This is a genomic window from Pseudomonas sp. GW823-FHT02C05, assembly GCF_058797595.1.
In genome coordinates, this window is sequence record NZ_JBXAJU010000003.1 from 574,229 (window position 1) to 593,682 (window position 19,454).

Genomic DNA, 19,454 nt, shown 5'->3' on the forward strand with positions numbered 1-19,454 from the left:
CATGGCAACTCTCGAATTACGCAACGTCAACAAGACCTACGGTGCCGGCCTGCCGGACACCCTGAAGAACATCGAGCTGAAGATCGATGACGGTGAATTCCTGATCCTCGTCGGCCCATCCGGCTGCGGCAAATCCACCCTGATGAACTGCATCGCGGGCCTTGAGAACATCAGTGGCGGGGCGATCCTGGTGGACGACGCCGACATCAGTGGCATGAGCCCCAAGGATCGTGACATCGCCATGGTGTTCCAGTCCTACGCGCTGTACCCGACCATGAGCGTGCGCGACAACATCGCCTTCGGCCTGAAGATCCGCAAGATGCCCGCCGCCGAGATCGACGCGGAAGTGGCAAGGGTGGCCAAGCTGCTGCAGATCGAGCACCTGCTCACCCGCAAGCCGGGCCAGCTCTCCGGTGGCCAGCAGCAACGGGTGGCCATGGGCCGGGCCCTGGCCCGGCGGCCGAAGATCTATCTGTTTGACGAGCCGCTGTCCAACCTCGACGCCAAGCTGCGGGTGGAGATGCGCACAGAAATGAAGCTGATGCACCAGCGTCTGAAAACCACCACGGTCTATGTCACCCACGACCAGATCGAAGCCATGACCCTGGGTGACAAGGTGGCGGTGATGAAGGACGGGATCATCCAGCAGTTCGGCACCCCGAAGCAGATCTACAACGACCCGGCCAACCTGTTCGTGGCCAGCTTCATCGGTTCGCCACCGATGAACTTCATCCCCCTGCGCCTGCAGCGCAAGGATGGCCGCCTGCTGGCCCTGCTGGACAGTGGCCAGGCTCGCTGCGAGCTGCCCCTGGGGCCCCAGGATGCCGGGCTGGAAGACCGTGAGGTGATCCTCGGCATTCGCCCGGAACAGATCGCCCTGGCCGCGGGCGAGGCCAACGGCCTGCCGACCATTCGTGCCGAGGTCCAGGTGATCGAGCCCACCGGCCCCGACACCCTGGTATTCGTCACGCTCAATGGCACCAAGGTCTGCTGCCGCCTGGCACCGGACCAGGCCCCCGAGGCCGGGGAAACCCTGACACTGCAGTTCGATCCGGCCCGGGTGCTGTTGTTCGACGCCCAGAGCGGCGAACGCCTGGGCGCCGCCGGGGCATCGGTGACAGAGGCCCGGGGCGGCAATGTGGCGCAGTTCAAGGGCCGCTGAATCCGTGACGGATGGCCTGTCATCCGTCGCCATTGCTGTAAACCGCGTTGGATAAATCGTTAATAACAATAAAGACGAGGATGTAGGGATGAAAAAGCAACACAGCAACACCCGATTGCTCTGCCAGTTGTCGGCGGTGGCGGCCCTGGTCCTGTCCGGCAATGCCATGGCCGATGAGGCGTTCAGCGCCGATTCGAAATGGATGACCGGCGACTGGGGCGGCGAGCGCACCAAGCTGATCGAGCAGGGGATCGACATCAAGGCCGACTACGTCGGTGAAATGGGCGCCAACCTGCATGGCGGTTACAACGACGACAAGACCGGGCGCTACAGCGACCAGTTCGGCCTGGGCGTGGCGTTCGACCTGCAGAAGCTTTTGGGCTGGGACAACACCCAGGCCAAGATCCAGCTGACCAACCGTAACGGCCAGAACATCTCCAACGACCGCATCGGCGACCCGCGTGCCGGCACCTTGAGCTCCTCCCAGGAGGTCTATGGCCGGGGGCGCATGGTCCGCTTGACCCAGTTGTGGGTTCAGCACCAGTTCCTCGACGGCAAGCTGGACGTCAAGGCCGGCTACTTCGGCGAAGGCGAAGACTTCAACACCTTCCCCTGCGACTTCCAGAACCTGGCGTTCTGCGGCTCCCAGGTGGGCAACTGGGCCACCGGCATCTGGTACAACTGGCCGGTCAGCCAGGCGGCGCTGCGCATCAAGTACAACATCACCCCCGAGCTGTATGCGCAAATCGGCGCCTACAACCAGAACCCGTCGCAACTGGAGCACGGCAACGGCTTCAAGCTCAGCGGCAGCGGCACCAAGGGCACCGTGTTGCCGGTGGAACTGGTCTGGTCGCCCAAGCTCAACAGCCTGCCGGGCGAGTACCGCGTCGGTTACTACAAGAGCACGGCCGATGCCAATGATGTGCGCAAGGACGTCAATGGTCAGGATGCCGCGAACACGGGTGATGCCTATCGCGTGCACAACAGCAAGCACGGCTACTGGTTCGTCGGGCAGCAGCAACTCACCACGCACAACGGTGATGCTTCCCGGGGCCTGAACATCGCCGCCAACGCCACCTTCCACGACAAGGACACCAACGTCGTCGACAACTACCAGTCGCTGATGTTCGTGTACAAGGGGCCGTTCGATGCGCGTCCCAAAGATGACGTCGGCATCGGTTTTGCTCGGATCCACGTCAACGACGATGTGCGCAAGAACGCCCAGCTGATCAACGAGGACAACGGCATCAGCAACTACGACAACCCGCTGTACATGCCGCTGCGCGACACCGAATACAACTACGAGATCAACTATGGCTTCCACGTCACCAACTGGCTGACCGTGCGCCCCAACCTGCAATACATCACCCACCCGGGTGGTGTGGATGAAGTCGACAACGCGCTGGTGGCCGGCCTGAAAATTCAGTCGGTGTTCTAAGGCCGTTGCGATAAGCTCCTTCTCTCTGTGCGCATTTTGCGGATGGCCTGGGCCGTCCGCTTTTTTTTGTCGGGCCGGCGCCCCCCTCATGAGTAGCGAGACAGCATTGATTTTCAGGACTGCGGCCCATGCATGAGCATCCGCTACAACGCTTTTTCAGATCCTTGCGCGAGCGCCCGGTGTTTGCCTGGGAGCGTTATCAACTGCGTGACGTGCTGGTGATCGATCACCCGCTGTGCCAGGCCGTGTTCAGTCGTCAGGGTGCCCAGTTGCTGCACTTCCAGCCGGCCGGACAAAAACCCTGGCTGTGGTGTGCGGCGAAGTGGCCGCAGGTGGGGGCGATCCGTGGCGGAGTGCCGGTGTGCTGGCCCTGGTATGGGCGCCATCCCAGCGAAAATGCCTGGCCTTCCCATGGCTGGGCGCGGCTGCTGGACTGGAAGCTGCTGGACAGCAGCAGTGATGAAGAGGGCGTGCGCCTGCACTGGCAATTGCAGTTGTGCGACTGGAAGGTCGACCTGCATGCGCACCTGGGCCAGAGCATGGACCTACGCCTGAGCACCGAGCACCAGGACACCGAACCCTGCCAGTTGAGCCAGGCTCTGCACGCCTACTGGCGTATTGGTGATGTCGGCGAGATAGCGCTGTCTGGGCTCGATGGCGCCCAGGGTTATGACCAGTTGAACCGTCAGGTCTGCCAGCAGCAGGGCGAGTTGCGGGTCGAGGGCGGTTGCCAGCGGGTGTTCCAGCACGAGGGTGAGTTGCAGCTCAAGGATCACGCCTGGCAGCGCGAGTTGTGCATCGATACCGGTGACCATGCCGACACCGTGGTCTGGCACCCCGGCACCCGGCCGCTGCTGGGGGTGAGCTGGAATGAGGTGTCGCGGTTCGTCTGTGTCGAAGCGGCTGTGGGTGGCACCGACAGCCTGCGCCTGGCGCCCGGGGAGCAAGCGCACCTGAGCTTGCAGGCGCGCGCTGCGGGGTAGGGAGCCGGCTGGCCGGCGAACCGGCCCGGCTTCAGTTGAACTCGTCGCCCACCGGGTAGCGGCTGGCGTTGAGGCTTTCCTTGATCTTGCGCAGGTGTGGCTGGAAATCCACGCCGCGGCGCAGGGTCATGCCGGTGGCCAGCACGTCGAGCACGGTGAGCTGGATGATCCGCGAGGTCATCGGCATGTAGATGTCGGTGTCTTCCGGCAGCGGGATGTTCAGGCTCAAGGTGCTGGCCTTGGCCAGTGGCGAGTTTTCTGCGGTCAGCCCCAGCACCGAGGCGCCGTTTTCCCGTGCGATACGCGCCACTTCCACCAGTTCGCGGGTGCGGCCGGTGTAGGAAATGATCACGAACAATTCGCCGGTATGAGCCACCGACGCGATCATCCGTTGCATCAGCACATCGGCGTGGGCGGTGACGGCGAGGTTGAAGCGGAAGAACTTGTGCTGGGCGTCCAGGGCCACCGGGGCCGAGGCGCCGAGACCGAAGAAGTGGATCTGCCGGGCCTGGATCAACAAGTCCACGGCCTTGCTGATCAGGTTCGGGTCCAGGGCCTGGCAGGCGCTGTCCAGGGAGGCGATGGCGCTGCCGAAAATCTTTTGCGTGTAGGCTTCTGGGTTGTCGTCGGCCTCCACGGCACGGCTGACATAGGCCGCACCGCTGGCCAGGCTCTGGGCCAGTTGCAGCTTGAGTTCCGGGTAGCCGCTGACGCCAAAGGAGCGGCAGAAGCGATTGACCGTCGGTTCGCTGACCGAGGCAGCCTGGGCCAGGGCGGCGATGCTGAAGCGAGTCGCCTGCTGCGGGTTGAGCAGGATGACTTCGGCGACTTTACGTTCCGCCTTGTTCAGTTCTTCAAGACGGTTCTGGATCTGCTCCAGAAGGTTTCGCACTCGGTCCATTAAGGTTTCCTAGATCGGCTAGACAGGCGCTGCGGGCAGGGCCGGGAAGCGGTCAATCGAGCAAGGCGCGCCGACGGATTGTCGGTGCAGGCCTTTTGAGCTTGCTGCGATTGCGCTGCGCACCGGGTCGCTGGCGCGCCTGCAATGCGAAGTTGAGAGGTGGCCTATCCTACTGATGGCCCGGATCGACCACCACCTGGAATCTGTATTTTGTAAAAATGTTGTGTTTATTACTACATTTTTCCTTGAGTGATGCCTTGAAAAAAGGTATTTGTAGCTTAACTTGATAAAAGAACAAACATCATGCCTTCGATAACGGTTGAACCCTGCACCTTTGCCTTGTTTGGCGCGCTGGGCGATCTGGCGCTGCGTAAGCTGTTTCCTGCCCTGTACCAACTCGATGCCGCCGGTTTGCTGCATGACGATACGCGCATCCTGGCCCTGGCCCGCGAGCCTGGCAGCGAGCAGGAACACCTGGCGAATATCGAAACCGAGCTGCACAAGTATGTCGGCGGCAAGGATATCGATAGCCAGGTCCTGCAGCGTTTTCTCGCCCGCCTGAGCTACCTGCATGTGGACTTCCTCAAGGCCGAGGACTACGTCGCCCTGGCCGAACGTGTAGGCAGCGAGCAGCGCCTGATTGCCTACTTCGCCACGCCGGCGGCGGTGTATGGCGCGATCTGCGAAAACCTCTCCCGGGTCGGGCTCAACCAGCACACCCGTGTGGTCCTGGAAAAACCCATCGGCTCGGACCTGGATTCATCACGCAAGGTCAACGACGCGGTGGCGCAGTTCTTCCCGGAAACCCGCATCTACCGGATCGACCACTACCTGGGCAAGGAAACGGTGCAGAACCTGATTGCCCTGCGTTTCGCCAACAGCCTGTTCGAAACCCAGTGGAACCAGAACTACATCTCCCACGTGGAAATCACCGTGGCCGAGAAGGTCGGCATCGAAGGCCGTTGGGGCTATTTCGACAAGGCCGGCCAGCTGCGGGACATGATCCAGAACCACTTGCTGCAACTGCTCTGCCTGATCGCCATGGACCCGCCGGCCGACCTTTCGGCCGACAGCATCCGCGACGAGAAGGTCAAGGTGCTCAAGGCCCTGGCGCCCATCAGCCCGGAAGGCCTGACCACCCAGGTGGTGCGCGGCCAGTACATCGCCGGCCACAGCGAAGGCCAGTCGGTGCCGGGCTACCTGGAGGAAGAAAACTCCAACACCCAGAGCGACACCGAGACCTTCGTCGCCCTGCGCGCCGATATCCGCAACTGGCGCTGGGCCGGTGTGCCGTTCTACCTGCGCACCGGCAAGCGCATGCCACAGAAGCTGTCGCAGATCGTCATCCACTTCAAGGAACCCTCGCACTACATCTTCGCCCCCGAGCAGCGCCTGCAGATCAGCAACAAGCTGATCATCCGCCTGCAGCCGGACGAAGGTATCTCGTTGCGGGTGATGACCAAGGAGCAGGGCCTGGACAAGGGCATGCAACTGCGCAGCGGTCCGTTGCAGCTGAATTTTTCCGATACCTATCGCAGTGCACGGATCCCCGATGCCTACGAGCGGTTGTTGCTGGAAGTGATGCGCGGCAATCAGAACCTGTTTGTGCGCAAAGATGAAATCGAAGCCGCGTGGAAGTGGTGTGACCAGTTGATTGCCGGGTGGAAGAAATCCGGCGATGCGCCCAAGCCGTACGCGGCCGGGTCCTGGGGGCCGATGAGCTCCATTGCACTGATCACGCGGGATGGGAGGTCTTGGTATGGCGATATCTGATTTGCAACTGCCGGCGGGCGTGCGCGCCCACGAATTCCGCAGCCCCACGCTGCTGGCTGAAGGCCAGGCGCTGAAGGTCGCCGAGCTGCTGCGCGAGGCCATTGCCGCGCGCGGCAACGCCACCCTGGTGGTGTCCGGTGGCCGTAGCCCGGTGGCGTTTTTCCAGGCCCTGGTGAAGCAGGAGCTGGATTGGTCCAAGGTGCTGATCACCCTGGCGGACGAGCGCTGGGTGCCTGTGGAGCATGCCGACAGCAATGCGGGCCTGCTCAAGCGCTACCTGCTCCAGGGGCCAGTGGCCAAGGCTCGCTTCCTCGGCCTCTACAGTGCGGCGGCCAATCTTGAAGAGGCTGCCCTGCAAGCGGACAGTCTGCTGGCCGAACTGCCAGGCATCGATGTGCTGGTGCTGGGCATGGGGGATGACGGCCACACCGCGTCGCTGTTTCCCAACAGCCCGAACCTGGCTGAAGCGCTCAAGGCCGATGGCACTCGTCGCTGCTGGCCGATGCTGGCGCCCAGCGTGCCCCATCAGCGCCTGAGCATGAGCCGGGCATTGCTGGCTTCGGCCCGCAACAGCCTGTTGTCGATTTCCGGTCAGTCCAAGCTGACCACCCTGAGCGCCGCACTGGCTGGTGACGCTGTCGCCGAAATGCCGATTCGCGCCTTCCTGCAAACCCCGTTAGAGATTTACTGGTGCCCATGAGCCAAGGATCAGCCGCTATGACAAACCTCGCCCCGACCGTTTCCATGGCGGACAAAGTTGCCCTGATCGACAGCCTCTGCGCCAAGGCGCGGATCCTGCCGGTGATCACCATTGCCCGCGAGCAGGATGTCCTGCCGCTGGCCGATGCCCTGGCGGCCGGCGGCCTGACCGCCCTGGAAGTGACCCTGCGTTCGCAGTTCGGCCTCAAGGCGATCCAGATCCTGCGCGAACAGCGCCCGGAGCTGGTGACCGGTGCCGGCACCGTGCTCGACCCGCAGATGCTGGTGGCGGCGGAAGCGGCAGGTTCGCAGTTCATCGTCACCCCGGGCATCACCCGCGACCTGCTGCAAGCCAGCGTGGCCAGCCCGATTCCCCTGCTGCCGGGGATCAGCAATGCCTCCGGGATCATGGAGGGTTATGCCCTGGGCTACCGCCGCTTCAAGCTGTTCCCGGCGGAAGTCAGTGGTGGCGTGGCGGCGATCAAGGCCCTGGGCGGGCCGTTCGGCGAGGTCAAGTTCTGCCCTACCGGCGGCGTCGGCCCGGCCAATATCAAGAGCTACATGGCGCTCAAGAATGTGATGTGTGTCGGCGGTAGCTGGATGCTCGATCCCGAGTGGATCAAGAACGGCGACTGGGCACGGATCCAGGAGTGCACGGCCGAGGCCCTGGCCCTGCTGGACTGAAGGTTCTACCCGATTCGTTGGTGTGTTCTACGGCTTTACGGTGCGCTTGGTCGGCGCACCGTTTTTTTTTGCCTGGAGAATAGCGCTGCCCGGCGCGCGACAGGTGGGCAGGGCTTACCGGCCGGCCAGGTCGGTGAGGGCTTCGATCAACTGCTGCATATGCGCAAGGGGAGTGGTCAGCCCCGGAGTGATGCGGATGCAGGTGCCGAACCCTGCGCCATTGCGGGCCACGGTAAACAGGTTGTAGTCCCGTAGCAGGCGATCCGCCAGGGCTTGCTGGTTCTGGTGGCGGGTGAAGCGCACAGCGCTGATGGCGCAGCACAGGCGCGGGTCCTGCGGGGTCATGACTTCCAGCCCGTCCATTTCGCGCACCGCTTCGCTCCAGCTATGGCGCAGGTAGTTCAGGCGCGCGCCCTTGGCCGCCGCACCACCCATCGCCCGGTGTTCCTCGAACACCCGGGGCAGGGTCATCAGCGCCGGAATATTTGGCGTGCTGTAGGGCGTACGGGCGCGCACGTCGTCACGGGGAAAATGGAACTCGTCCATGTCCGGGTCGATGTCTTCCAGGCGTTCGGGGTGGATATACACAAAGCCCAGGCTCAGCGGTGCGCCGATCCACTTGTGCAGGTTGAAACCGGCGAAGGCGATGCCCAGGTCGCGAAGGTCGAAGTCGATCTGGCCCAGGGCGTGGGCGCCGTCGAGGATGATGTCGACCCCGTGTTCCCGAGCGGCGGCGGCAATCGCCCGGACCGGCATCACCAGCCCGCTGCGATGGGTGACATAGGTCAGGGGCATCAGCTTGAGCCGTGGGTAGCGCTCGAAAGCGTCTTTGTAGGTGCTTACAAGGCTGTCAAAACTGGCAGGATGCCGGTGGACGATCTCTATCACTTCGACGCCGCGCTGGCGGGCCAGCCAGCGCATGGCGCTCTTGACCGTGTCGTACTCCAGGTCGCTGAGCAGCACCTGGTCGCCCGGTTGCAGGCGGTTGTAGTTGCGGATCAGCGATTGCAGGGCGTCGGAGGCACAGCGGGTCAGGGCCACGGCGTTTTCCGGCGCCTGCAGCAGCGCCGCCAGTTGGCGGCGGATGTCCAGCGCGTCGATCTGCTCGAAGCGCTGGCGCACCAGCAGCGAGTTGCTGCGGTTCACCCACTGGATGTTGTGCTGGTACTCCTGGGCCACGCTGCGGGTCATGCGCCCGAAGTAGCCGTTTTCCAGGTTGATCGGCCCCGGCTCGATGTCGAACTGGCGAGCGATGCCCTGCCAATGATCTTCGTCGTGGGCAAGTGTGGCTGCAGTCCTTGGCATGGAGGGCTCTTTTTCAGTGACGGGGTTTGGGTTTGCCGTGTTTGGCCCGCAGGGGATCGAGCAGGTCGCTAAGGCCGTTGTGGTCGATTTCCTGCATCAGGGCCAGCAGGCCGCCGAGTTCGCCCTTGGGAAAACCTTCCCGGGCGAACCAGTTCAGGTAGGGGCCGGGCAGGTCGGCCAGGATTCGGCCCTTGTATTTGCCGAAGGGCATTTCCCGGGTGACCAGCAGTTCAAGAGTTTCAGGGGGCATGGCGGGGGCTGTCGTGTCATTCAAGAGCCTTGGAAAATACAGGCATTCTGCATGGAGGCCAAATGACAGATCATGCAAATAACTCGGATACAGATTTTTGTATATTTTCTAAGTAATTGAATAGTAAGGAATAAAAATATAATCCAAGTCTGGCATGGCGGGTGCAACAGTTAACTCAACTAACTCAACTCTCGAGTTAACCCAATTCTCGCAACCCACAAGGAACCAGAAAATGACTGACTTGAATAAAGAAGCTATTTCGGTACTCAACAGCCTGATCGAGACCAGCAAGGACGGTCAGGAAGGGTTCAAGACCTGTGCCGAAGACATCAAGCACCCCGAGCTCAAGGCGCTGTTCATCAAGCGCTCCACCGATTGCGCCACGGCCGCGGCAGAACTGCAGTCGGTAGTGCGCTCCATGGGCGGGGATCCGGAAACCTCCACCAGTGTCAGCGGCGACCTGCACCGTCGCTGGGTCGACCTCAAGTCCCTGGTGACCGGCAAGGACGAGGAGGCGGTGCTCAACGAGGCCGAGCGTGGTGAAGACCATGCACTGAAGGCCTACAAGGAGGCTCTGGAGAAGATCAACAAGCACAACCTGGTGGGCATTCGTGACGTGGTAGAGCGCCAGTACCACGGCGTGCAACGCAATCACGACCAGGTCAAAGCCCTGCGCAACCAGGCACGCGCCCGTTCGTAAGGGGCAAAACCTGTCAAAAACGCCAGCCAGTCTGGCGTTTTTTTATGCCGGTAATTTAATGCTGGACGGTATTTAGTTAGCTAGCTAATAATTAGCCCAGCTTCGCTGATGCCTATCGCGACTATCGTTGTGTTTGTCCTGCCAAGAGTTGCCAGCCGTGCCCATTACCCTGCAAGCCCTACTTGCTCCCAACCTTCCTGCATTGCAGTTCGCGATCAAGACCCTGCTCGGTGGTGGGGTAGCGCTGTGGCTGGCATTGCGCTGGGGGCTGGAGCAACCGGCCTGGGCCCTGATGACCGCATTCATCGTGGCTCAGCCGCTGTCCGGCATGGTCCTGCAAAAAGGTCTGGCGCGGCTGTTGGGGACCCTGGTGGGGACCCTTATGTCGGTGCTGTTCATGGGGCTGTTCGCCCAGACCCCCTGGCTGTTCCTCCTGGCCCTGGCGCTGTGGCTGGGGTTGTGCACGGCCAGTTCGACCCTGTTGCGCAGTGCCTGGTCCTACTCCTTCGTGCTGGCCGGCTACACCGTGGCCATCATTGCCTTGCCGGCCATCAGCCATCCCCTGGGGATCTTCGACCAGGCGGTAGCCCGCTGTACGGAGATTTCCCTGGGCATCATCTGCGCCACCGCCAGCAGCGCGCTGCTCTGGCCGCTGCGCGTCGAGCGACAGTTGGCCGATCAGGCCCGCAGCGCCTGGCACAGCGGGATGCAGGCGGCCCGTGCCACCCTGGCCGGGGATGCCCAGGCCCGCAAGGGCCTGCTGGAGATCCTCGGGCGCATCGTCGCCGTCGATGCCCAGCGCGAACATGCCTGGTTCGAAGGCCCGCTGGGCCGCCAGCGGGCCCGGGCGATCGGTGGCCTGAGCCAGAAACTGTTGATGCTGCTGCGCATCTCCCGTTCGGTGCGGCGCCAGTGGAAGCAGTTGGATAGCGTCGAAGCCGCGCGGTTGCAGCCGTGGATGGATCAGGTCCTGGCGGCCCTGGACAGCGCTGAGGGGGCCAGCCTGCAAACCTTGTCGCCACGGGTGCTGGAGGCCTCCCGCGATGGGGCGATCAGCCCGGCGCAGAGTTACTGCCTGGCGCGTTTCAGCTTGTTGCTGGACACCGCCCTGGCTGCCACCCAGGCATTGGAAGCGGTGCAGGAGGGGCGCGGGGCAATGGTGCAGCCGGCGACGCTGACACCTCACCGCGACTTGTCGCTGGCCCTGGTATTCGGCGCCCGCAGCGCCCTGGCTTTTCTGACGGTGGCCAGCTTCTGGCTGGCCACCGCCTGGCCCGCGGCCTCCGGGGCGATGCTCCTGACCTGTGTGGTCTGCAGCCTGTTCGCCAGCCGCGAGAACGGGGCGCAGATCGGCATGAGCTTCATGCGCGGGATCTTTCTGGCGGTTCCGGCAGCCTTCGTGGTGGGGCAGATCCTGCTGCCTCAGTGGAGCGGTTTCCCGATGCTGGCGATGGCCATGGGCGTGCCGCTGTTCTTCGGCGCCCTGGGCATGGCCAAGCCGCAGATCGGCGCCACGGCCACTTCGTTCTGCCTGCACTTCATCGTGCTGATCTCGCCGATGAACCGCATGAGTTTCGATGTGGCCAGTTTCTTCAATAACGCCCAGGCCATGGTGCTGGGGGTGGGCGCTGCGGTGCTGGCCTTCCATCTGCTGATCCTGCGCAACCCGGCGTGGCACGGCCGGCGCCTGCTGGCTGCGACCCTGCACGACCTGGTGCGCCTGACCCGGCGCAACCTGCGGGGTGCGGAAAGCTGGTTTGGCGGGCGCATGGCCGACCGCCTGTTACAACTGGCGCGGCATTATCCGGAACTGCCGGAGCCGGCCCGCAGCCGCTGGGACGATGGCCTGCTGGGCCTGGATATCGGCGACGAACTGATGCACCTGCGCCTGAGCCTGGCGGTGGCCCAGGTACCGGTCGGCGCCGCGCAGCGAGCTTATTTCGAGCACCTGCAGCGCACCCTGGAACAAGGCCCGGCGGGCAGTCGTCAGGATGCCCTGGAGCAGCCCAGCGTGGCCCTGCTGGAGGCGCTGGGGCAGCAGCCGCCCAGTGATGCGTTGAAACTGGCGCAGGGCGCCGTCGTGCAATTGCAAAGCAGCTGGCGCAGTTGGTGCCGGCAGCAGGAGGAAAGTCATGGGGCTGCGTGAGTGGTCGCTGGGCGGGGTGCTGCTCAGCCCGTTCCTGATTTATGTGGTGCTGGCGCTGGTGCTGACCGGTGCCCTGCGGATGCTGGTGCGGGTAACCGGGCTGGGCCGCTGGATCTGGCACGAAGCACTGTTCGATTGTGCCCTGTACGTCTGTGTCTTGACGGTCATTACGCTGGTCCTGGGGCCCTTATAAGGAGTTGATCATGCGTACACCCGTACGTGTCGTGTTTACCCTCTGCCTGGTGGCGGTGGCGATCTTTGCCGGTTATCACCTGTGGCAGTACTACATGCTTACGCCCTGGACCCGCGATGCGCGGATCCGCGCCGACGTGGTGATAGTCGCCCCGGATGTGTCCGGCTGGGTGCGCGAGCTCAAGGTGGCGGACAACCAGTCAGTCAAGGCCGGCGAGCTGTTGCTGAGTATCGACCGCGACCGTTTCGAGGCCGCCCTGGAAAAAGCCCAGGCGGTGGTGCAGACCCGCCAGCAGCAGTTGAGCCTGCGCGAACATGAAGCCAGCCGCCGCGCTGCTCTTGGCCCCCAGGCCATCAGCGCCGAGCTGCGCGAGAACGCCCAGATCAACGCCGGCATCGCCCGTGGCGAGCTGCGCCAGGCCCAGGCCGAGGCCAAGGTCGCCGAATTGAACCTGGCCCGTAGCCAGGTGCATGCGCCCCGTGACGGGCATATCACCAACTTGCGCCTGGCCGAGGGCAACTACGTCAATGCCGGGCAGCCGGTGATGGCGCTGATCGATGACTCGACCTTCTATGTCCAGGCCTATTTCGAGGAAACCAAGTTGCCGCGGATCCAGGTCGGCGACCCGGTGAAGGTCTGGCTGATGAGCGCCGGTGATGCCCTGCAAGGCCATGTGGAAAGCATCAGCCGGGGGATCACCGACCGTAATGCCACGCCTGACGGGCAACTGCTGGCGGAAGTGGAGCCGACCTTCAACTGGGTACGCCTGGCCCAACGGATTCCGGTGCGGATCAAGCTCGACAAGGTGCCCGAAGGCATCAACCTGAGCGCCGGCATGACAGCCAGTGTGCAGGTGGAGGAGGGCGGCAAACAGTAGGAGCCGGCTTGCCGGCGAAAGCGCCGGCATAGCCTTCGCCGGCAAGCCGGCTCCTGAGGAGCGAGACTCAGCCGATGGTGATGGCTGGCAGGGTGGTCAGGGTCACGGTCTGCTTTCTGCGCGGAGCGGCGATTTCGGCTTCGCCGTCCACAACCAGTTCATCGTGCTGGTTGAATACGCGAGTGGCGATGCGCACGCGGAACTTGGGCAGTTTTTCGAGGATCTCCAGGCGCACGGTCAGGGTGTCGCCAATCTTCACCGGCTTCTGGAAGGTCATCTGCTGGCCGATGTAGATGGTGCCCGGGCCAGGCAGCTCGCAGGCCACGGCGGCACTGATCAGCGCGCCGCTGAACATGCCGTGGGCGATGCGCTCCTTGAACGTGGTGGCGGCGGCGAACTCGGGGTCCAGGTGCACCGGGTTGTGGTCGCCGGACATGGCGGCGAACAGCTGGATGTCACGCTCCTCGACGGTCTTGCTGTACTGGGCGGTCTGGCCGACTTCCAGGGCTTCGTAAGGCGTGTTGGTTACCTGGGTCATGTTGCTGAAATCCTCTGACAGATAAATAAGCGCACTGGCTGCGCACCGGCTATTCCGACCGTGGTGGCCGGCGGTGCTGCAGGGCCTGGTCGAGCCAGGCCAGCACGTCGTGGGTCACTTGGTCACGGTTGCTTTCGTTGAACAGCTCATGACGTGCCTGGGGGTAGATATTGAGTTGCAGGCACTGGCTGCCGGCCTCGCGCAACGCGTTGGCCAGATCCTTGAGACGCTTGCCAGCGCTCACCGGATCACATTCACCCCCCATTACCAGCAGCGGCAGGCCCGGATCGATCTGCTTGAGGTTGGCAATCTTGCTGATTTGCTGCAGCCCACCCAGCAGATCGATCCACAACTGGTTGGTGCAGCGAAAGCCGCACAATGGATCGGCCACGTACTTGTCGACTTCCGCCGGGTCGCGGCTGAGCCAGTCGAAGGCGGTGCGATTGGGTTTGAACGCCTTGTTGAACGAACCGAAGGACAGCCACTCGATCAGTGCGCTGCGCCCCTGGCCGCCCTGGCGCCAGCGTTCGATGCGGGCGATCAGGCTGGCGGCGCGGTACAGCGCCACCGGCTGGAAATTCGAGCCGCTGAGAATCGCCCCGTGCAGGCTGGCGCTGTGATGTTGCAGATAGGCCTGGGCGATGTAGCTGCCCATGCTGTGGCCCAGCAGCACGATGGGCGTGCCGGGGTGCTGCTGGCCGATGTGCTGGTTGAGGCTGGCCAGGTCGCCGACCACCTTGCTCCAGCCGTTCTGGTCTGCGTAGTGGCCCAGCACCCCCTGTTCCGCCGTCTTGCCGTGGCCACGCTGGTCGGGGGCGTAGACGGCATAGCCTTCGGCGCACAAGGCCTGGGCCAGGCGCGCGTAGCGCCCGCTGTGCTCGGCCATGCCGTGGGACAGCAGGACCACCGCCTTGAGTGGCGGTTCGGGCAGCCACTGGTTGACGAAGAGGCGGTGGTGGTCGCTCGTGGTCAACCAGAACGTGTCATGGGTCATGGCGATTCCTTTGCTCGAAGACGCTGCACTTTATAGCGCATCGGTGCCTGGGCGTCTGATTCGCGCGCCCGTTGGAAGCAAGATTCACAAAATTAATGACACACTTGCGCATATTTGCCTGAATCGCCATAGCTGCTAACGTCCGAGGAGCCCCGCCCCTGAGAGCGTTGCAGTGGCGGCCCGGACAGCTCAGGTACAAGAGAGGACAAGAATAATGCAACCTGATTTCTGGAATGATAAGCGCCCCGCTGGCGTCCCCAACGAGATCGACCTGGGGGCCTTCAAGTCGGTGATCGAGGTGTTTGAGCGTTCCTGCAAGAAATTCGCTGATCGCCCGGCCTTCAGCAACATGGGCGTGACCCTCACCTACGCCGAGCTGGAACGCTACAGCGCGGCCTTCGCCGGTTATCTGCAAAGCCATACCGATCTGGTTCCGGGAGACCGTATTGCGGTGCAGATGCCCAACGTTTTGCAGTACCCGATCGCGGTATTCGGAGCCTTGCGCGCAGGGCTGGTGGTGGTCAATACCAACCCGCTGTACACCGCGCGGGAGATGCGCCACCAGTTCAAGGATTGCGGGGCCCGGGCCCTGGTCTACCTGAACATCTTCGGCCAGAAGGTCCAGGAAGTGCTGGGGGATACCGATATCCAGTTCCTGATCGAGGCCCGGATGGGCGACATGATGCCCAGCGCCAAGGGCTGGCTGATCAATACCGTGGTGGACAAGGTCAAGAAGATGGTGCCGGCCTACCACCTGCCCCAGGCCATTTCCTTCAAGAGTGCCCTGCGCCTGGGGCGTGGCCAGAGCATCAAGCCGCTGCAGGTGGGCCACGACGATGTTGCGGTGCTGCAGTACACCGGGGGCACCACCGGCCTGGCCAAGGGCGCGATGCTGACCCACGGCAACCTGGTGGCCAACATGCAGCAGGCGCGGGCCTGCCTCGGCCAGCATGGGCCCGACGGCCACACCCAGTGGCGCGAAGGCCAGGAGGTGATGATCGCGCCGCTGCCGCTGTACCACATCTATGCCTTCACCGCGAACTGCATGTGCATGATGGTGACCGGCAACCACAACGTGCTGATCACCAACCCGCGGGACATCGGCGGCTTCATCAAGGAGCTGAAGAAGTGGCGTTTTTCTGCGCTACTGGGGCTCAACACGCTGTTTGTGGCACTGATGGATCACCCGGATTTCAAGAACCTGGATTTTTCCAATCTGAAGCTCACCAACTCTGGCGGCACGGCCCTGGTCAAGGCTACCGCCGAGCGCTGGCAGAAGCTGACCGGCTGCCGGATCACCGAAGGCTACGGGCTGACCGAAACCTCGCCGGTGGCCTGTACCAACCCCTATGGCGAGCGTTCGCGGTTGGGCACCGTCGGCCTGCCGGTACCGGGCACCACCTTAAAGATCATCGATGACCAGGGCGTCGAGCTGCCGCTGGGCGAGCGGGGCGAGCTGTGCATCAAGGGCCCGCAGATCATGAAGGGCTACTGGAACAAACCCGAGGCCACCGCCGAAGTGCTGGATGCCGAGGGCTGGTTCAAGTCCGGTGATATCGCGGTGATCGATCCGGACGGTTTCGTGCGCATCGTCGATCGCAAGAAGGACATGATCATCGTCTCGGGTTTCAACGTGTACCCGAACGAGATCGAGGATGTGGTCATGGCTCACCCGAAAGTCGCCAACTGTGCAGTCATCGGCATACCGGACGAGCGTTCCGGCGAGGCGGTGAAGCTGTTTGTGGTGCCGCGTGAGGCGGGGGTCAGCCTTGAAGAGCTCAAGGCCTACTGCAAAGAGAATTTCACCGGCTACAAGGTGCCCAAGCACATTGTGCTGCGTGACTCTTTGCCGATGACCCCGGTGGGCAAGATCCTGCGCCGCGAGTTGCGCGATATCGCTTGAGCCCAGGGCTTTTACCTGGCGGGCAAGCCGGTTGGCGCAACCGACTTGCCCGCTCTGCATTCCGAGGGGCGCAAAGCCCCGGGCCAGAGCGGAATTCAGGTGGGTAGAATTTTTACTCTAAAAGTGACTATTTAAGTGTCTTGAGTCATTTTTGTGACTATTCAGGCCTTCTTTGGCTCTAGTCGGCCTTTTCCAAAGCTGCTACTCTCGGCGCGCTTTGTGACTTCTCGGCCTAAGTAAAAGCCAGACTCACCAACAATAGACACCAATAAAAAACACAGACAAATAATAATCGCATCAAATGCGGTGATGAATTCGCGTTGCTGAGGAGTGGGCTTCCATGATCGAAGACTTTTGGAAGGATAAGTACCCAGCTGGGATTGCTGCCGATATCAATCCAGACGAGTATCCGAATATTCAGGCGGTGTTGAAGCAGTCCTGCCAACGTTTCGCTAACAAACCGGCCTTTAGCAACCTCGGCAAGACAATCACCTACGGTGAACTGTACGAACTGTCCGGGGCCTTTGCCGCGTACCTGCAGCAGCATACCGATTTGCAGCCCGGCGATCGAATCGCCTTGCAACTGCCCAACCTGCTGCAATACCCGATCGCGGTATTCGGTGCGATCCGCGCCGGCCTGATCGTGGTCAATACCAACCCGCTGTACACCGCGCGGGAAATGGAACACCAATTCAACGATTCCGGCGCCAAGGCCCTGGTCTGCCTGGCCAACATGGCCCACCTGGCAGAGGCCGTGGTACCCAAGACCGGGGTCAGGCACGTGATCGTCACCGAAGTGGCGGACCTGCTGCCGCCGCTCAAGCGCCTGCTGATCAACAGCGTGGTCAAGTACGTGAAGAAGATGGTGCCGGCCTATCACCTGCCCCAGGCCGTCAAGTTCAATGACGTTCTGCGCAAGGGCCATGGCCAGCCAGTGCAGGAAGCCAACCCTGCCAGCAGCGACGTGGCAGTGCTGCAATACACCGGTGGCACCACCGGGGTCGCCAAGGGCGCCATGCTGACCCACCGCAACCTGGTGGCCAACATGCTGCAGTGCAAGGCGCTGATGGGCTCAAACCTCAATGAAGGCTGCGAGATCCTCATCACCCCGCTGCCGCTGTACCACATCTATGCGTTCACCTTCCATTGCATGGCCATCATGCTCATGGGCAACCACAACATCCTGATCAGCAACCCGCGGGACTTGCCGGCGATGGTCAAGGAGCTGTCGAAGTGGAAGTTCAGCGGCTTTGTCGGCCTCAACACCCTGTTTGTCGCCCTGTGCAACAGTGAAGCGTTCCGCAAGCTGGATTTCTCGGCGCTGAAAGTCACCTTGTCCGGTGGCATGGCCCTGCAACTGGCGGCGGCCGAGCGTTGGAAGGAAGTGACCAACTGCCCGATCTGCGAAGGCTACGGCATGACCGAGACCAGCCCGGTGGCCACGGTCAACCCGATCCAGAACATCCAGATCGGCACCATCGGCATTCCGGTGCCTTCGACCCTGTGCCGGGTGGTGGACGACGCCGGGGAAGAGCTGCCCCTGGGCGAAGTCGGCGAACTGTGCGTGAAGGGCCCGCAGGTGATGAAGGGCTACTGGCAGCGCCAGGATGCCACCGATGAAGTCCTCAACAGCGAAGGCTGGCTGAAGACCGGTGATATCGCGCTGATCCAGCCCAATGGCTACATCCGCATCGTCGACCGCAAGAAGGACATGATTCTGGTCTCCGGTTTCAACGTCTATCCCAATGAGCTGGAAGACGTACTGGCCTCGCTGCCGGGCGTGCTGCAGTGCGCGGCGATCGGCGTGCCGGACGAGAAATCCGGTGAGACCATCAAGATCTTCATCGTGGTCAAGCCGGGCGTGACCCTGACCAAGGAGCAGGTGATGGCGCACATGCGTGCCAATGTCACCGGCTACAAGGTGCCCAAGGCTGTTGAGTTCCGCGATGCGTTGCCAACCACCAACGTCGGCAAGATCCTGCGCCGCGAGCTGCGTGACGAAGAGCTGAAGAAGCTCGGCGTGAAGAAGTAAGCCGCAGCGCCCACAAAAAAGCCCCGCCAGTGCGGGGCTTTTTTATTGGGCGGCGCCCGCCTTACTGCTGGAACTGGGCGAAGTTCACGCCGGTGCCGGCCGGGCGCACGTCCTTGAGGAAGGAGTCCTTGTCGGCGCTCAACTCCAGGCTCAGGGCGGCCTTGCGCTTGCCTTCGTTGCGGATCACCAGGCCTTCGAGTTTTTCCCGCAGGAACACCGTAGGCACTTTCAGGTGCAGCAGTTGATCGGTGTCCGGGGTGTGCAGCAGCAGGTGCACCCATTCGTACTGACCGATGGCCAGGCGGGTGACCAGGATATCGAACCACCAGATATTGCGGTTGCGGTTCAGCTCCGCGAAGTGGCAGTTGTTGACGCCCAGCACCGCACCGCCCAGTTCCTGGTTCCTGCGGGCGATAGCCTGCTTTTTATCGAGTTTCATAACGTTCCTACGGGGATTGGATCTTCAGTGCTTGGCCTGAACAGGGGGAGCATTCTCCCGGGTTGCCCGGCAAACATAAAGCGCTACCTGGGCGGCGCGATGAAATGCCCGGCAAAAATAATTGAAACTCTGCGCGAAAGCCGCGGGTCAACCTTGGGTAACGACGCAATCCCCTTTGTTCGATCAATGAATGTTCTACGGAGAAATACCATGGGCAGCACAGCGGATAAGGCAAAAGGTCTGGCTAACGAAGCCATCGGTAACGTCAAGCAAGGTGTCGGCAAAGCCACCGACAACACCAAGCTGCAGGCTGAAGGCAAGCTGCAGGAGAAGAAAGGCGAAGCCCAGCAAGCGGTGGGCAAAGCCAAGGATGCAGTGAAAAAGACCATCGACAAGGCCTGAAAACGGCCTGTTCGATGACCCACTGCAGCGGCCAT

Annotated in this window: 19 protein-coding genes; 13 read left to right on the plus strand and 6 right to left on the minus strand. The window is 62.5% G+C overall.

Annotation, left to right across the window (positions count from 1 at the left end; translation table 11 throughout):
• Nucleotide 1: 1 nt before the first annotated feature.
• The 3 genes from AC1RGE_RS18970 to AC1RGE_RS18980 all read left to right on the plus strand — a co-directional run bounded on the left by AC1RGE_RS18970 (nucleotide 2) and on the right by AC1RGE_RS18980 (nucleotide 3,583).
• Nucleotides 2-1,162, plus strand: coding sequence for an ABC transporter ATP-binding protein (locus AC1RGE_RS18970; protein WP_011062868.1), 1,161 nt, complete (start codon nucleotides 2-4; stop codon nucleotides 1,160-1,162).
• A gap of 88 nt (nucleotides 1,163-1,250) precedes the next feature.
• Nucleotides 1,251-2,600: a carbohydrate porin gene (locus AC1RGE_RS18975; RefSeq protein ID WP_492584832.1), complete on the plus strand. Its 1,350-nt coding sequence runs from the start codon at nucleotides 1,251-1,253 to the stop codon at nucleotides 2,598-2,600.
• Nucleotides 2,601-2,728: 128 nt separating this feature from the next.
• Nucleotides 2,729-3,583, plus strand: a complete 855-nt coding sequence (locus tag AC1RGE_RS18980) for a D-hexose-6-phosphate mutarotase (RefSeq protein WP_019094568.1) — start codon at nucleotides 2,729-2,731, stop codon at nucleotides 3,581-3,583.
• Nucleotides 3,584-3,614: 31 nt separating this feature from the next.
• On the opposite strand, the gene AC1RGE_RS18985 is transcribed toward AC1RGE_RS18980, so the two are convergent.
• Entirely contained in the window at nucleotides 3,615-4,475 is an 861-nt protein-coding gene (locus AC1RGE_RS18985; protein ID WP_169892262.1) for a MurR/RpiR family transcriptional regulator, read from the minus strand.
• A 312-nt stretch (nucleotides 4,476-4,787) separates the two neighbouring features.
• On the opposite strand from AC1RGE_RS18985, the gene zwf reads away from it, so the two are divergent.
• From zwf to AC1RGE_RS19000, 3 genes are read left to right on the plus strand one after another with little or no spacing between them, the layout of a single operon-like run.
• On the plus strand, nucleotides 4,788-6,257 hold the full coding sequence (gene zwf / locus AC1RGE_RS18990) for a glucose-6-phosphate dehydrogenase (RefSeq protein ID WP_346624666.1): 1,470 nt from the start codon (nucleotides 4,788-4,790) through the stop codon (nucleotides 6,255-6,257).
• On the plus strand, nucleotides 6,244-6,957 hold the full coding sequence (gene pgl, locus AC1RGE_RS18995; protein WP_019094569.1) for a 6-phosphogluconolactonase: 714 nt from the start codon (nucleotides 6,244-6,246) through the stop codon (nucleotides 6,955-6,957). Before zwf ends, pgl begins: the two co-directional genes overlap by 14 nt.
• A 17-nt stretch (nucleotides 6,958-6,974) precedes the next feature.
• Nucleotides 6,975-7,640: a bifunctional 4-hydroxy-2-oxoglutarate aldolase/2-dehydro-3-deoxy-phosphogluconate aldolase gene (locus AC1RGE_RS19000; protein ID WP_015636736.1), complete on the plus strand. Its 666-nt coding sequence runs from the start codon at nucleotides 6,975-6,977 to the stop codon at nucleotides 7,638-7,640.
• A gap of 114 nt (nucleotides 7,641-7,754) precedes the next feature.
• Here AC1RGE_RS19000 and AC1RGE_RS19005 read toward each other — a convergent pair whose 3' ends face one another.
• Entirely contained in the window at nucleotides 7,755-8,945 is a 1,191-nt protein-coding gene (locus tag AC1RGE_RS19005; RefSeq protein WP_492584834.1) for an aminotransferase class V-fold PLP-dependent enzyme, read from the minus strand.
• Between the two features lie 13 nt (nucleotides 8,946-8,958).
• A complete protein-coding gene (locus AC1RGE_RS19010; protein ID WP_325985136.1) occupies nucleotides 8,959-9,195 on the minus strand; it encodes a DUF3820 family protein in 237 nt (78 codons plus the stop codon).
• A 232-nt stretch (nucleotides 9,196-9,427) separates the two neighbouring features.
• On the opposite strand from AC1RGE_RS19010, the gene AC1RGE_RS19015 reads away from it, so the two are divergent.
• The 4 genes from AC1RGE_RS19015 to AC1RGE_RS19030 all read left to right on the plus strand — a co-directional run bounded on the left by AC1RGE_RS19015 (nucleotide 9,428) and on the right by AC1RGE_RS19030 (nucleotide 13,111).
• On the plus strand, nucleotides 9,428-9,895 hold the full coding sequence (locus tag AC1RGE_RS19015) for a ferritin-like domain-containing protein (protein WP_011062859.1): 468 nt from the start codon (nucleotides 9,428-9,430) through the stop codon (nucleotides 9,893-9,895).
• A 157-nt stretch (nucleotides 9,896-10,052) separates the two neighbouring features.
• On the plus strand, nucleotides 10,053-12,041 hold the full coding sequence (locus AC1RGE_RS19020) for an FUSC family protein (protein WP_492584836.1): 1,989 nt from the start codon (nucleotides 10,053-10,055) through the stop codon (nucleotides 12,039-12,041).
• On the plus strand, nucleotides 12,028-12,234 hold the full coding sequence (locus AC1RGE_RS19025) for a DUF1656 domain-containing protein (RefSeq protein ID WP_011062857.1): 207 nt from the start codon (nucleotides 12,028-12,030) through the stop codon (nucleotides 12,232-12,234). The genes AC1RGE_RS19020 and AC1RGE_RS19025 overlap by 14 nt, the downstream gene beginning before the upstream one ends.
• A gap of 10 nt (nucleotides 12,235-12,244) precedes the next feature.
• Nucleotides 12,245-13,111: an efflux RND transporter periplasmic adaptor subunit gene (locus AC1RGE_RS19030; protein WP_019094571.1), complete on the plus strand. Its 867-nt coding sequence runs from the start codon at nucleotides 12,245-12,247 to the stop codon at nucleotides 13,109-13,111.
• A 67-nt stretch (nucleotides 13,112-13,178) separates the two neighbouring features.
• On the opposite strand, the gene AC1RGE_RS19035 is transcribed toward AC1RGE_RS19030, so the two are convergent.
• Together AC1RGE_RS19035 and AC1RGE_RS19040 are read right to left on the minus strand one after the other, a co-directional pair.
• Nucleotides 13,179-13,649, minus strand: a complete 471-nt coding sequence (locus AC1RGE_RS19035; RefSeq protein WP_019094572.1) for a MaoC family dehydratase — start codon at nucleotides 13,647-13,649, stop codon at nucleotides 13,179-13,181.
• A 49-nt stretch (nucleotides 13,650-13,698) separates the two neighbouring features.
• The gene (locus AC1RGE_RS19040; protein ID WP_053153403.1) at nucleotides 13,699-14,643 is read right to left on the minus strand and encodes an alpha/beta hydrolase; all 945 of its coding nucleotides are present in this window, start codon (nucleotides 14,641-14,643) and stop codon (nucleotides 13,699-13,701) included.
• A 214-nt stretch (nucleotides 14,644-14,857) separates the two neighbouring features.
• Between AC1RGE_RS19040 and fadD2 the strand changes: the two genes are divergently transcribed.
• Nucleotides 14,858-16,546, plus strand: coding sequence for a long-chain-fatty-acid--CoA ligase FadD2 (fadD2, locus tag AC1RGE_RS19045; protein WP_011062853.1), 1,689 nt, complete (start codon nucleotides 14,858-14,860; stop codon nucleotides 16,544-16,546).
• Nucleotides 16,547-16,886: 340 nt separating this feature from the next.
• Entirely contained in the window at nucleotides 16,887-18,578 is a 1,692-nt protein-coding gene (fadD1, locus tag AC1RGE_RS19050) for a long-chain-fatty-acid--CoA ligase FadD1 (RefSeq protein WP_011062852.1), read from the plus strand.
• Between the two features lie 61 nt (nucleotides 18,579-18,639).
• On the opposite strand, the gene AC1RGE_RS19055 is transcribed toward fadD1, so the two are convergent.
• Entirely contained in the window at nucleotides 18,640-19,017 is a 378-nt protein-coding gene (locus tag AC1RGE_RS19055) for a hypothetical protein (protein WP_152686383.1), read from the minus strand.
• A gap of 210 nt (nucleotides 19,018-19,227) precedes the next feature.
• On the opposite strand from AC1RGE_RS19055, the gene AC1RGE_RS19060 reads away from it, so the two are divergent.
• On the plus strand, nucleotides 19,228-19,419 hold the full coding sequence (locus AC1RGE_RS19060) for a CsbD family protein (protein WP_011062850.1): 192 nt from the start codon (nucleotides 19,228-19,230) through the stop codon (nucleotides 19,417-19,419).
• The last annotated feature ends 35 nt before the right edge of the window (nucleotides 19,420-19,454 follow it).

What these genes read in the sequence shown, in the direction of transcription:
- AC1RGE_RS18970 (WP_011062868.1), top strand. Translation starts at nt 2, where the DNA reads ATGGCAACTCTCGAATTACGCAACGTCAACAAGACCTACGGTGCCGGC.
- AC1RGE_RS18975 (WP_492584832.1), top strand. Translation starts at nt 1,251, where the DNA reads ATGAAAAAGCAACACAGCAACACCCGATTGCTCTGCCAGTTGTCGGCG.
- AC1RGE_RS18980 (WP_019094568.1), top strand. Translation starts at nt 2,729, where the DNA reads ATGCATGAGCATCCGCTACAACGCTTTTTCAGATCCTTGCGCGAGCGC.
- zwf (WP_346624666.1), top strand. Translation starts at nt 4,788, where the DNA reads ATGCCTTCGATAACGGTTGAACCCTGCACCTTTGCCTTGTTTGGCGCG.
- pgl (WP_019094569.1), top strand. Translation starts at nt 6,244, where the DNA reads ATGGCGATATCTGATTTGCAACTGCCGGCGGGCGTGCGCGCCCACGAA.
- AC1RGE_RS19000 (WP_015636736.1), top strand. Translation starts at nt 6,975, where the DNA reads ATGACAAACCTCGCCCCGACCGTTTCCATGGCGGACAAAGTTGCCCTG.
- AC1RGE_RS19005 (WP_492584834.1), bottom strand. Translation starts at nt 8,945, where the DNA reads ATGCCAAGGACTGCAGCCACACTTGCCCACGACGAAGATCATTGGCAG.
- AC1RGE_RS19010 (WP_325985136.1), bottom strand. Translation starts at nt 9,195, where the DNA reads ATGCCCCCTGAAACTCTTGAACTGCTGGTCACCCGGGAAATGCCCTTC.
- AC1RGE_RS19015 (WP_011062859.1), top strand. Translation starts at nt 9,428, where the DNA reads ATGACTGACTTGAATAAAGAAGCTATTTCGGTACTCAACAGCCTGATC.
- AC1RGE_RS19025 (WP_011062857.1), top strand. Translation starts at nt 12,028, where the DNA reads ATGGGGCTGCGTGAGTGGTCGCTGGGCGGGGTGCTGCTCAGCCCGTTC.
- AC1RGE_RS19030 (WP_019094571.1), top strand. Translation starts at nt 12,245, where the DNA reads ATGCGTACACCCGTACGTGTCGTGTTTACCCTCTGCCTGGTGGCGGTG.
- AC1RGE_RS19035 (WP_019094572.1), bottom strand. Translation starts at nt 13,649, where the DNA reads ATGACCCAGGTAACCAACACGCCTTACGAAGCCCTGGAAGTCGGCCAG.
- AC1RGE_RS19040 (WP_053153403.1), bottom strand. Translation starts at nt 14,643, where the DNA reads ATGACCCATGACACGTTCTGGTTGACCACGAGCGACCACCACCGCCTC.
- fadD2 (WP_011062853.1), top strand. Translation starts at nt 14,858, where the DNA reads ATGCAACCTGATTTCTGGAATGATAAGCGCCCCGCTGGCGTCCCCAAC.
- fadD1 (WP_011062852.1), top strand. Translation starts at nt 16,887, where the DNA reads ATGATCGAAGACTTTTGGAAGGATAAGTACCCAGCTGGGATTGCTGCC.
- AC1RGE_RS19055 (WP_152686383.1), bottom strand. Translation starts at nt 19,017, where the DNA reads ATGAAACTCGATAAAAAGCAGGCTATCGCCCGCAGGAACCAGGAACTG.
- AC1RGE_RS19060 (WP_011062850.1), top strand. Translation starts at nt 19,228, where the DNA reads ATGGGCAGCACAGCGGATAAGGCAAAAGGTCTGGCTAACGAAGCCATC.